At 61.3% G+C, this 11357-nt stretch carries 10 protein-coding genes and 1 pseudogene; 10 read left to right on the forward strand and 1 reads right to left on the reverse strand.

What is annotated here, in order from left to right; all coding sequences use genetic code 11:
- Positions 1-23 precede the first annotated feature (23 nt).
- The 9 genes from NK667_RS09500 (at position 24) to NK667_RS09545 (ending at position 9593) form a co-directional block, all read left to right on the forward strand.
- Entirely contained in the window at positions 24-725 is a 702-nt protein-coding gene (locus tag NK667_RS09500; RefSeq protein ID WP_054614502.1) for an NAD(P)H-dependent oxidoreductase, read from the forward strand.
- A gap of 21 nt (positions 726-746) precedes the next feature.
- Positions 747-1382 carry a TetR family transcriptional regulator C-terminal domain-containing protein gene (locus NK667_RS09505; protein WP_054614503.1) on the forward strand — a complete coding sequence of 212 codons (636 nt, stop codon included), beginning with the start codon at positions 747-749 and terminating at the stop codon, positions 1380-1382.
- Positions 1383-1492: 110 nt separating this feature from the next.
- Positions 1493-2200, forward strand: a complete 708-nt coding sequence (locus NK667_RS09510) for a response regulator transcription factor (RefSeq protein ID WP_054616235.1) — start codon at positions 1493-1495, stop codon at positions 2198-2200.
- 198 nt (positions 2201-2398) lie between these two features.
- Positions 2399-4033, forward strand: coding sequence for a 5-guanidino-2-oxopentanoate decarboxylase (locus NK667_RS09515; RefSeq protein ID WP_054614504.1), 1635 nt, complete (start codon positions 2399-2401; stop codon positions 4031-4033).
- 178 nt (positions 4034-4211) lie between these two features.
- A complete protein-coding gene (locus NK667_RS32540) occupies positions 4212-6215 on the forward strand; it encodes an aminotransferase class I/II-fold pyridoxal phosphate-dependent enzyme (RefSeq protein WP_054614505.1) in 2004 nt (667 codons plus the stop codon).
- Positions 6216-6242: 27 nt separating this feature from the next.
- Positions 6243-7025, forward strand: a complete 783-nt coding sequence (locus tag NK667_RS09530) for a transporter substrate-binding domain-containing protein (protein WP_054614506.1) — start codon at positions 6243-6245, stop codon at positions 7023-7025.
- Between the two features lie 152 nt (positions 7026-7177).
- Entirely contained in the window at positions 7178-7882 is a 705-nt protein-coding gene (locus NK667_RS09535) for an ABC transporter permease (protein ID WP_054050840.1), read from the forward strand.
- A gap of 5 nt (positions 7883-7887) precedes the next feature.
- Positions 7888-8586: an ABC transporter permease gene (locus NK667_RS09540; protein WP_054050925.1), complete on the forward strand. Its 699-nt coding sequence runs from the start codon at positions 7888-7890 to the stop codon at positions 8584-8586.
- On the forward strand, positions 8586-9593 hold the full coding sequence (locus tag NK667_RS09545; RefSeq protein ID WP_054614507.1) for a DMT family transporter: 1008 nt from the start codon (positions 8586-8588) through the stop codon (positions 9591-9593). The genes NK667_RS09540 and NK667_RS09545 overlap by 1 nt, the downstream gene beginning before the upstream one ends.
- Here NK667_RS09545 and NK667_RS09550 read toward each other — a convergent pair.
- A pseudogene (locus NK667_RS09550) lies at positions 9549-10088 on the reverse strand (TetR/AcrR family transcriptional regulator); the annotation flags it as partial. The gene NK667_RS09545 and the pseudogene NK667_RS09550 overlap by 45 nt on opposite strands.
- 117 nt (positions 10089-10205) lie before the next feature.
- Here NK667_RS09550 and NK667_RS09555 point away from each other — a divergent pair.
- Positions 10206-11222 carry a M14 family metallopeptidase gene (locus NK667_RS09555; protein ID WP_054050844.1) on the forward strand — a complete coding sequence of 339 codons (1017 nt, stop codon included), beginning with the start codon at positions 10206-10208 and terminating at the stop codon, positions 11220-11222.
- The last annotated feature ends 135 nt before the right edge of the window (positions 11223-11357 follow it).

Raw genomic sequence — 11357 nt, forward strand, 5'->3', positions numbered from 1 at the left:
TCGATTGCCATAAGGCTGCTCAAATGAACGTTTTGATTCTCCACGCCCATCCCGAACCGCAATCCTTTACCAACGCGTTGCGCGATCAGGCGGTGCAGACTTTGCAAGCCCAAGGGCACGCGGTCCAGGTGTCGGACCTCTACGCCATGAACTGGAACCCGGTCGCCAGCGCTGAGGATTTCTCCGACCGGGACAACCCCGACTATCTGGTCTACGCCCTCGAACAACGCCTGGGCGTGAAGACCAAAAGCCTCGCCCCGGACATCCAGCAGGAACTCGACAAATTGCTGTGGGCCGACCTGCTGATCCTCAACTTTCCGATCTACTGGTTCTCGATGCCGGCGATCCTCAAGGGCTGGATCGACCGGGTGCTGGTGTCCGGCGTGTGCTACGGCGGCAAGCGCTTCTACGATCAGGGTGGGCTGGCGGGCAAGAAAGCGCTGGTCACCGTGACCCTCGGCGGGCGCGAGCACATGTTCGGCGAGGACGCGATTCACGGTCCGCTGGAGGAAATGCTGCGCCCACTGCTGCGCGGCACGCTGGCGTATGTCGGCCTCGACGTGCTGCCGCCATTTGTGGCGTGGCATGTGCCTTACATCAGCGCTGAAGCTCGCGGACAGTTTCTGCTCGATTACCAGCGGCGCCTGGAGAATCTGCATCAGGATTCGCCGCTGGTGTTCCCGCGCCTGGCGCAGTTTGACGAGGCGCTGTATCCGATTCGTTGATGTCGTGAGGGCACGAGCACCATGGCCGAGGAAGCGCGTTTTCTGCGAATGGACCCCAATTTGCGCAAGGCCAATCTGGTGGCCGCCACGCTGAGGTGCCTGAAAAAGTACGGCTTTGTCGGCACCTCGATCCGCAAGATTTGCGCGGAGGCCGGGGTGTCGGTGGGTTTGATCAGTCATCACTACGCCGGCAAGGATGAACTGGTCGCCGATGCCTATCTGCACATCACCGGGCAGGTGATGCGGCTGTTGCGCGAGTCCGTGGCCGCTTCGGGTGACGGCGCGCGACGGCATCTGTCGGCGTTTTTCGAAGCGTCGTTTTCCTCGCGCATGCTCGACCCCGAGCTGATCGAAGCCTGGCTGGCGTTCTGGGGCGCGGTGAAAACCGCGGATGCGATCAACCGCGCCCACGATCATTCCTATGGCGAGTATCGAACCATCATGGGCGAAGCCTTGACCTTGTTGGCCCAGGAGCAGGGCTGGGACGGTTTCGACAGCGGTCTGGCGTCCATCGGCTTGAGTGCGTTGCTGGACGGTTTATGGCTGGAATGCGGGCTCAATCCGAGCACTTTTACCCCGGCCCAGGGCGTGCTGATTTGTGAAGCGTGGGTAGATGGCCTGCAAATGGGCGGGTTTCGGCGTTTCATCGCGCACTGATATCGGCTTGTTGATCAACTGTTCAGCAGTCGCTACAGTGCAGGTCTTCGCGCTTCGCAAAATTCCAAAAATCGGCCGTTCGCGGCACGAACAGGAGCCAGGTCATGAAGCTGATGCCGTGCGTGTTGGTGGTGAGTGAAGATCCTTTGCTCCGAGAATCGTTACAGGCTTTTCTGGGCGGGCAAGGGTATGAGGTTCACTGCGCTGACAGCGCTGATCAGGCCGATACGTGCCTTGAGCGTTTCCCGGTGGGGCTGGTGTTGCTGGATGCGCGTTTGCGGGGCAGCAACTCACTGGACCTGACTCGCCAATGGCGTGAGCGCTCGGAGGTCGGGATTATCCTGGTGGGTGGCGATGACGGAGAACGTCTCGCGGGACTGGAATGCGGCGCCGATGATTACCTGACCCAACCTTTGCCTTCACCCGAACTGCTTACCCGCGCCCGAAATCTGCTGAGGCGCGTGCACCACGCTCAATTGCTCGCGCAACCTGCTGCGCACCTCAAGCGTTTCGCCGACTGGACCCTGGACACCGATCGCCGCCGCCTCAAAGGCTGCGACGGTCGCGAAACCCTGCTCAGCCATGGCGAGTTCCAGTTGCTCAATGTGTTCATGCGCAACAGTGGCCACACCCTGAGCCGCGACCAGTTAATGGACCAGTTGCGCAACCGCGAATGGCTGCCCAACGATCGCTCGATCGATGTGCTGGTGGGGCGCCTGCGTCGCAAGCTGCATGACGACCCGGCCGAACCGGAATTGATCATCACCATTCATGGTGCCGGCTATCTGTTTACCGCCGGCGCATCGCTGGCAGCCTGAGCATTCAGGAATGTTCGAAGATGTAACAACTGGCTGTTAGCGATTCGTTTCGTCTATATGAATTCCTTTAAAAACAATGAATTAAATTATGTTTGTGATGTGAGTTAGCAAGACAGTAAAAGCTTGCCTCTCTGTTGAACGAGTGTTTAGTATCGACACCATCCTTCATCACTTCAGAACAATAAACCGAGGGCTGGCATGAGATTCCAATCGACTCCGCAACCTGTTTCTTCGAGCCTCACCGGCGGTCAGGCATTGGTGCGTCTGCTGGCCAATTACGGCGTCGACACCGTGTTCGGCATTCCTGGTGTGCACACGTTGGAGCTGTATCGCGGACTGCCCGGCAGCGGCATCCGGCACGTGCTGACCCGGCATGAGCAGGGCGCCGGATTCATGGCTGACGGTTATGCCCGGGTCAGTGGCAAACCCGGCGTGTGCTTCATCATTACCGGCCCCGGCGTGACCAACGCGGCGACCGCCATCGGCCAGGCTTATGCGGACTCAATTCCGATGCTGGTGATCTCCAGCGTCAACCACACTTCAAGCCTCGGCAAAGGTTGGGGCAGCCTGCATGAAACCCAGGATCAACGGGCAATCACCGCGCCCATCACCGCGTTTTCGGCGGTGGCCCTGAGCACCGACGATTTGCCTGAATTGATCGCCCGCGCCTTCGCGGTGTTCGACAGCGAGCGGCCACGTCCGGTGCATATTTCGGTGCCGCTGGACGTACTGGCCGGGGCGATCAGCCGTGACTGGAGCGCAGAGGTGGTGCGGCGTCCCGGACGCGGTCTGCCGGAAACGGGCGCGCTGGATGACGCGGCCCGGCGCCTGCAACAGGCCCAGCGTCCGATGATCATTGCGGGCGGCGGTGCTTTGGCCGCGGGGGATGAGTTGCAGGTTTTGAGCGAACGTCTTGCCGCGCCACTGTTCACCAGCGTCGCCGGCAAAGGCCTGCTGGCAGCGGATGCGCCGCTGAATGCCGGCTCCAGCCTGTGCGTGCAACCCGGTTGGGACCTGATCGCGCAAGCGGATGTGGTGCTGGCGGTCGGTACCGAAATGGCCGACACCGATTATTGGCGCGAGCGCCTGCCGCTCAGTGGTGACGTGATCCGGGTCGATATCGATCCACGCAAGTTCAACGATTTCTATCCTTGTGCCGTCGCCCTGCATGGCGATGCCCGGCAAACCCTCGAGGCTTTGCTGGCACGCTTGCCTGACGAGACGAGGGATCCGCGTGAATCAGCAACGGCGGTGGCTGCTTTGAAAGCGGCGATCCGCAGCGGTCACGGTGAATTGCAGTCGATCCATCAACAGATTCTGGACCGTATCGCCGCCGCGATGCCCGCCGATACCGTCATCAGCACCGACATGACCCAACTGGCCTACACCGGCAACTACGCGTTCGCCAGCCGGGGCATCCGCAGTTGGCTGCATCCCACCGGCTACGGCACCCTCGGGTATGGCTTGCCGGCGGGCATCGGTGCGAAATTCGGCGCGCCGCAACGGCCCGGTCTGGTGCTGGTGGGGGATGGCGGGTTTCTCTACACCGCGCAGGAACTGGCCACCGCCGTCGAGGAGCTGGACAGCCCGCTGGTGGTGTTGCTCTGGAACAACGACGCCCTGGGGCAGATTCGCGACGACATGCTCAGCCTGGACATCGAGCCGGTGGGTGTATTGCCGCGCAATCCGGATTTCCCGCTGCTGGCCAAAGCCTTCGGCTGCACGGTGCACGAACCGCAAAGCCTCGACGAGCTGGAACGCGACCTGCGCCGTGGTTTTGCCCATCCCGGCATGACCCTGATCGAGCTCAAGCACGCCTGCGCGTGTCGATAAAACCCAGCAAAAGTCCTACTGAAATAACGGCTCGACTGTCGTGAAAACGACCTGTTTACGCTGAACACGAACCACCATGAGTTTTCTGTTGAACGACTGTTCAGCGTCGGCTATGTTGGCTCCACCACCCCCGGTTGGTTGCGGGCTTGCGTTTCTTCCCTTCGAACGAGGCACTGGCATGCGGTTTTCACCCTTTGTTGAGCGGATTTCAGGCGATGGCGTCGCCGCCTGGGATATTCACAATGCAGCGTTCGAAGCCCGGCGCCGTGGCGAAGACGTGATCATCCTCAGCGTCGGCGACCCGGATTTCCCCACCCCGGATTTCATCACCGACGCCGCTATCCACGCCTTGCGAGAAGGCGACACCCACTACACCGAAATCGCCGGTCGCCAAGCCTTGCGCGAAGCCATCGCCACCCGCTACAGCGGCTTGTTCGGCCGTGAAGTGAACGCATCCAACGTCATCATCGTCGCCGGGGCGCAGAACGCGTTGTTCGCCACCTCAATGTGCCTGTTGAATGTCGGCGACGAAGTGATTGCCCTGGACCCGATGTACGTCACCTACGAGGCGACCCTCAAGGCCTCCGGCGCAACATTGGTCCGCGTGCCATGTTCGGCGGACGCGGGTTTTCGCCTCGACGCCGCCGTCCTCGCCAAAGCCATCACCCCCAAGACCCGGGCGATTTTCTTCTCCAACCCCAACAACCCCACCGGCGTGGTGCTGAGCCGCGAAGAACTGCAAGGCATCGCCGACCTGGTGATCGCCCATGATTTGTGGGTGGTGGTGGACGAGGTCTATGAAAGCCTGACCTTCGAACGCGAACACCTGAGCCTGGCGTCGTTGCCGGGCATGGCCGAGCGTTGCGTGGTGATCGGCAGCCTGTCGAAATCCCATGCAATGACCGGTTGGCGCACCGGTTGGATCATTGCCGATGAAACGATGGTCGCCCATGCGGAAAACCTGGTGCTGAGCATGCTCTACGGCTTGCCGGGGTTCGTCATGGAGGCTGCGCTTAAAGCCGTGGAGTCCCATGAAGAAGTCACCCACGGCATGCGCGAAATCTATCGCCATCGCCGGGATCTGGTCGTCGCTGGGCTATCGGATTGCCCAGGCATTTCCGTACTCAACCCCGACGCCGGCATGTTTGTACTGGTGGACGTGCGCGGCACCGGGCTGACTTCATTGGAATTCGCCTGGCGCCTGTTGCGCGAGGCGCATGTCTCGGTGCTGGATGCGGCTGCATTCGGTGAGCCGGCGCAAGGCTTCGTGCGGATCTCGTTCACCCTAGGCGAAGAACGACTGGCCCAGGCCTGCCAGCGCATTCGCGACTTTGTCCTGGTGCTTAACGGCGAGGCACCACGGCCCGTGACCGCCCACGTCACCAGCGCCGCAACGCCTGAGCCGGTCGCCGCCCGGACCATGATCGAAGTCGATGGCCTGCACAAACGCTTCGGCAATATCGAGGTGCTCAAAGGCGTCTCGCTGACCGCCCGCGAAGGCGATGTGATCTCCCTGATCGGCGCCAGCGGCTCGGGTAAAAGTACTTTGCTGCGCTGCATCAACATGCTCGAAGTGCCAGACCAGGGGCGCATTCTGGTGGACGGCGAAAGCATCCATCTGAACTTCGATCGCCCGGGCGCACCGCTGGTGTCGGACGCCAAGCAACTGGTGCGGATTCGTTCGAGCCTGGGCATGGTGTTCCAGAACTTTAACCTCTGGCCCCATCGCACGGTGCTGGAAAACCTCATCGAAGCGCCCACCCAGGTCCTGCGCGAAAGCCGTGCCGAAGCCACTGAACGGGCCGAAGCCTTGCTGGAGCGCGTAGGGCTGGCAGCCAAGCGCAACGAGTACCCGGCGTTTCTCTCCGGGGGACAGCAACAACGAGTGGCCATCGCCCGCGCCCTGGCCATGCGGCCCAAAGTCATGCTGTTCGATGAACCCACCTCGGCACTTGACCCGGAACTGGTCGGCGAAGTGCTGCGGGTGATCCGCTCCCTCGCGGAAGAAGGCCGGACCATGATCCTGGTGACCCATGAGATGGCTTTCGCCCGCGATGTGTCGTCCAAAGTCGCCTATTTGCACCAAGGGCTGATCGAAGAAACCGGTTCGCCGGATGAAGTGTTCGTACACCCACGCAGCGAACGTTGCCGGCAGTTCGTCAACGCTCATCAGACTCGCTAACGCATCATAAAAAGACGGGGAAAAATCATGGGAAATCGACGTTTGGCAAACTTCTTGACCGGCGTGGCCTGCGTCATGCTGGCCGGCATGAGCGCGGCGCAAGCCCAACCGATCAGGTTCGCGGTCGCGGCAGAACCCTATCCGCCGTACACCGAAAAACAGGCCAATGGTGAGTGGAAAGGCTTCGAAGTCGACCTGATTCACAAGCTCTGCAGCGAAATGAAAGCCGAGTGCGAGATCAAGGAAGTGGCATGGGACGGGATCATTCCATCGCTGCTGGCGAAGAAGATAGACGTGATTTTCTCCTCCATGTCCGTGACCGAAGAGCGTGAAAAACAGATCGCGTTCAGCAAGGCTTATTACGACTCGGTGATTGCGATTGTCGGGCCGAAGGACGCTTCGGTGAAGAAGTACCCGGATGACCTCAAGGGCAAGACCATCGGCGTGCAGAACTCGACGGTGAGCGCGAGTTTCCTCAAGACCTACTACGAAAAAATTGCCGACGTTAAGTACTACGACACCCAGGACTCGGCCAACGCCGACCTGATTGCCGGTCGCATCGACCTGATGATGGCGGACGGCACGGCCATGGCAGCCTTCGTCAAGACCCCCGATGCCAAGGACCTGGCGTACCTCGGCCCGGTGCCGTATGACCCGATCTTCGGCAAAGGCGTGGGCGCCGGTCTGCGCAAGGACGACACCGAGCTCAAGGCCAAACTCGACAAGGCCATCACCTCCTTGCTGGCCAGCAAGGACTACGACGACCTCTCTGAGCATTACTTCGGCACCAGCGTGAAACCTGCGTTCTGACACCAAGTACTGCAAACACAATCCCTGTGTAGGAGCGAGGCTTGCCCGCGAAGGGGCCTTCGAAGCCGCCAGAAGCTTCGCGGGCAAGCCTCGCTCCTACATGGGTTCGGTGAGGTTTTCAGGGGCGCCGACGGGAAACAGGAGAGCCAACAATGTTCGAGTTGATCAATTTCAGCGAAACAGGGTGGGGCGGGGCGCTGCTCAAAGGGTTGTGGATGACCCTGCAGATTTCGGCCGGAGCGTTTGTGCTCGGGCTGTTGATCGGGCTGGTCGTGGCCTGCCTCAAGCTCAACGCGCCGAAACCGATTGCGACGCTGATGCGCGGCTACACCACGTTGTTCCGCGCGGTGCCGGAGTTGTTGCTGATCCTGCTGCTGTACTACGTCGGCTCCATGTTGCTCAACTCGCTGATGACCCAGTTGGGTTACGGCGTGGTGAATGTCAGCGGACCGCTGGCGGCGATCGTAGTGCTGGGTCTGGTGCAGGGCGCGTACGCCTCGGAGATTTTCCGCGCGGCGATCCAGGCGATTCCGTTCGGCCAGATCGAGGCGGCGCGGGCGTTTGGCCTGAGCGGGTTCGGTCTGTTCCGGCGCGTTACGTTGCCGATCATGGCGCCGTTCGCGATGGCGGGGATGGCCAACCTGTGGATCAACCTGATCAAGGATAGTGCGTTGATCAGCGTGGTCGGCACTAACGAGCTGTTGTACACCGCCAAGCAAGGCGCGGGTTCCACGCGTCATTATCTGTTGTTCTACCTCACGGCCGCGGCGATGTATTACGCGGTGACGTTGGTGTCCAACTACCTGTCGGGACGGCTTGAGCGACGCATTCGTCGCTGGATGCCTTTGGCTGAGTGATTGAAATGATTCCAGCGTGGATAGTTGAATACGCAGCGCTGTTGGGCCGAGGGTTGCAAACGACCGTTACCCTGCTGTTGCTGTCCAGTGTGTTCGGTTTCTTGTTGGCCATCCTGGTGGCGCTGGCGCGCATCTCCAGATACAAGGTGATCGCCAAGGCCAGCCTGTTCTACACCAGCGTGTTTCGCGGCACGCCGTTGCTGATCCAGATCTACATTTTCTACTACGGGCTCGGCAGCCTGTTTGCGCAGTTTCCGTTGATTCGCGGCAGCTTCCTTTGGCCTTACCTGCGTGACGGTTACTGGTACATCGTGTTCGCCCTGGTGGTGTCGATGGGCGCCTATGTCGGCGAGGTGATTCGCGGCGGCCTGCTCGCGGTGCCAAGAGGTGAAATGGAAGCCGCTTCGGCGTTCGGCATGACCTCGCGTCAGTCGCTGTTGCGGGTGCGTTTACCTCGGGCGATGCGCTTGTTGTTGCCGACCTTGGCCGGGGAAACCGTGATGCTGCTCAAGTCCACGGCACTGGCCTCGACCATCGCGGTGATCGATTTGCTCGGCGCCGCCAACGTGGTGCGGGCGCAAACCTTGCAAGTGTATGAACCGTTGCTGCTGGTGGCGGGCGTGTATGTTTGCCTGACTTTCCTGATCGAGGCGTTGTTCGGGTTCGTCGAGCGGCGCGGGACGCCCGTGCGCAGGTCGGTGTAATGAGTTCGCCAAAGATCGTCGACCGCTCGTTGCAGGGCATCGGCCTGTGCACCTTGGGCTACGCGTTCCTGGCGTTGCAGGACGCGGTCATCAAGTGGCTGGTGGCCGACTATTCGGTGGTGACTATTCTGTTCTGGCGCAGCCTGGTGGTGGTCGTGGCTTGTCTGCTGGCGGGGCGCCTGCGCCTGATCCAGCGGGCCTGGCGTTCGCCGAGCCGACGCTTGCTGGTGGTGCGCGGTTTGTTGTCGATCGTGGCCTGGCTGCTGTATTACACGGCGGCCCGGGACCTGACCCTGGCCGAGATGACCACGCTGTATTTTTCCGCGCCGATCATGGTCACCGTGCTGGCCGCGATGATCCTCAAGGAACGCGCCAGCGGCTGGCAGTGGTTCAGCCTGATCATCGGTTTCGTCGGCGTGATCATCGCCTGTCGCCCGAGCCACATCGCCGATCCGTTGCCGATCATCCTCACGCTGTTGGCGGCGATGTGCTGGGCGTTCACCTACATCCAGTTGCGTCAGGTCGACGACCAGACTTCGGTGCTGGAGCAGATGCTGATCACCAACGTGGTGTTTGTGATTTGCATGACGGTGGCGCTGCCCTGGACCCACACCCCGGCGCCGACCCCGGTCTGGCTGGGCATGCTGGCGGCCGGGCTGGTCGGCGGCATCGGTCAGTTCCTGCTTTTTGCCAGTTTCCAGCGCGCGACCGCGACCTTGCTGGCGCCCTTCGAGTACACCGGGCTGATCTGGGCCTTCGCGCTGTCGAACCTGATCTGGGGCACGTTGATGGACGTGTCACTGATGATCGGTGCCGGGCTGATCGCGGTCAGCGGCACCTTGGCCATGCTCTTCGGGCGCCACGCTTCACAGGACGTCGTCGGTGCTGAATGCTCCGTGACGCAGCCCCTTTATCCAGCAACGACAGATGTGGAGGCCGTTGGCGGGGCTGAAGGTTTCGGGGTTCAGGCACCACTCGATCCAGAGTCCGTCGAGCATCGCCGATAAGCCAATGGCCGCCAGGCGCGTGTCGTGGATCACAAAACCTTCGCTGGCCGCCAGATCGTCGAGCAATTGGCGCAGCAGATCGAGGTAGGCGCGGTAGCTTTTTTCGTGGGTCTGGCTGACGTGTTCCGAATGCCGGATCAGGCTCCAGAACACCACCCAGACCCCAAGCAACTGCGGGTCCATGACCCGTGGCGAAAACGAGCCGACGAGGAAGGTGTCCATTTTTTCGGCCGGTGTATTGGCCTGCTGGACTTCCTGGAGCAAGGCGCTGGTCAGCTCGCTGGCGAGGGTCTGGTAGGTGTCGGCGATCAGCGCATCGATGCTGCCGAAATGGTGATTGAGCAGGCCGACGGACACCCCGGCCTCGGTCGCGATACGGCGCACGGAAATACCCGCGTGGCCGTCGCGGGCCAGGCAACGCAGGGTGGCGGCGATCAGCAGTTCGCGGCGCGCGTCGGCTTCAACGCGACGGAATTTTGGAGAGTCGGTGGTCACAAGCGAATCCTTGGGTGCAGTGCCTGGTTGGCGAGCTTAGTTGAACGTGCGTTCAAGTTCCAGCGCCGACTACGGCAATCCAGGGTTTTTTAACGATCAACACGGGAGGACAAGCGGATGGCGCAGGATATTTCGTTCAGTGTGCGCAACAACAATGGCGATCCGGCGCGGGTCGGCGCCTGGCGTTTTGAAGGCGATGGCAGCGGGCCGAAGGTGCATTTGCAGGCGGGGGTGCATGCCGATGAAATCGCCGGGATGCTGGTCCTGCACCTGTTGATGCAACGGCTGAAAGTCGCCGAGGCCGAGGGTCGGCTCAAGAGCCAAGTGACGGTGGTGCCGCAAGCTAATCCGCTCGGCATCGGGCAGTTTCGCCAGGGGCGGATTCTCGGGCGTTTTCACGACGCCACCGGGCATAACTTCAACCGTGCGTTTGATCTGTCGGCGGCGCTGGAGCGACCTTCGACCAACGTCCAGGAGTGGCAAAAAAGCCTGGTGCAACTGGCGGCCACGGCGGATGTGATGCTCGACCTGCACACCGATGACGAAGCCTTGCCGTACCTCTACGTGCACCGCCGTTTCTGGCCCCGAGGTCGTGAACTGGCCGTGGCGATGAAAATGGAGGTGGCGATTATCTGGGATGACGGCGGCGACGGTTCTTTCGAAGAAACGATCATTGCGCCGTGGCTGCGCGAGGGCGTCACCGAGCAGAAAATGGCCGCGACCCTGGAGTTGCGCGGGCAGGGCGACGTCAGCGATCACTTCGCCGAACAAGATGCGCAGGGCTTGTACGCGTGGCTGTGCGCGATCGGTGCCATCGATGAGGCCGTGACAACCGGTGACTGGCCCGTCGAAACCATGCAGATGAGCCACATGGAAACTCACCTCGCGCCACAGCCTGGAGTGTTGATTTTCGAAAAGGAACTGGGGGATGTCGTCGAGGCAGGGCAGCGCTTTGCGCGGATCCTCCAGCGCCCCGGCGACCCTGCTTCCGAAGTGGTGTTGTACGCCGAACAGGCCGGGCGAATGGTCACGCGCTACCGGGATCGGCTGGTGTCGCAAGGCATGGTCGTCGCCAAGTTCACTGGCAGCCGGGAATCGCGGCATTGGAGCGGCGGGTTGCTGGATCCAAATTGAGGCCGGAGCCTGACCTCATCCAAGCGCCGCTCGAAGGCTTTACGGCGGCGCTTTCCGTCAGATGAGCCTGCAGGAATGAAGGAAAAATCTGAAAGATATTTTTCACTTTTGTAACTTTTTGTTTGCTTCACCGCC

Origin of the sequence: Pseudomonas nunensis (assembly GCF_024296925.1) — a bacterium.
Lineage (GTDB): Bacteria > Pseudomonadota > Gammaproteobacteria > Pseudomonadales > Pseudomonadaceae > Aquipseudomonas > Aquipseudomonas nunensis.

Excerpts from the sequence above, each read along its gene's own strand:
- NK667_RS09500 (WP_054614502.1), top strand. The coding sequence starts at position 24 with ATGAACGTTTTGATTCTCCACGCCCATCCCGAACCGCAATCCTTTACC.
- NK667_RS09505 (WP_054614503.1), top strand. The coding sequence starts at position 747 with ATGGCCGAGGAAGCGCGTTTTCTGCGAATGGACCCCAATTTGCGCAAG.
- NK667_RS09515 (WP_054614504.1), top strand. The coding sequence starts at position 2,399 with ATGAGATTCCAATCGACTCCGCAACCTGTTTCTTCGAGCCTCACCGGC.
- NK667_RS32540 (WP_054614505.1), top strand. The coding sequence starts at position 4,212 with ATGCGGTTTTCACCCTTTGTTGAGCGGATTTCAGGCGATGGCGTCGCC.
- NK667_RS09530 (WP_054614506.1), top strand. The coding sequence starts at position 6,243 with ATGGGAAATCGACGTTTGGCAAACTTCTTGACCGGCGTGGCCTGCGTC.
- NK667_RS09535 (WP_054050840.1), top strand. The coding sequence starts at position 7,178 with ATGTTCGAGTTGATCAATTTCAGCGAAACAGGGTGGGGCGGGGCGCTG.
- NK667_RS09540 (WP_054050925.1), top strand. The coding sequence starts at position 7,888 with ATGATTCCAGCGTGGATAGTTGAATACGCAGCGCTGTTGGGCCGAGGG.
- NK667_RS09545 (WP_054614507.1), top strand. The coding sequence starts at position 8,586 with ATGAGTTCGCCAAAGATCGTCGACCGCTCGTTGCAGGGCATCGGCCTG.
- NK667_RS09555 (WP_054050844.1), top strand. The coding sequence starts at position 10,206 with ATGGCGCAGGATATTTCGTTCAGTGTGCGCAACAACAATGGCGATCCG.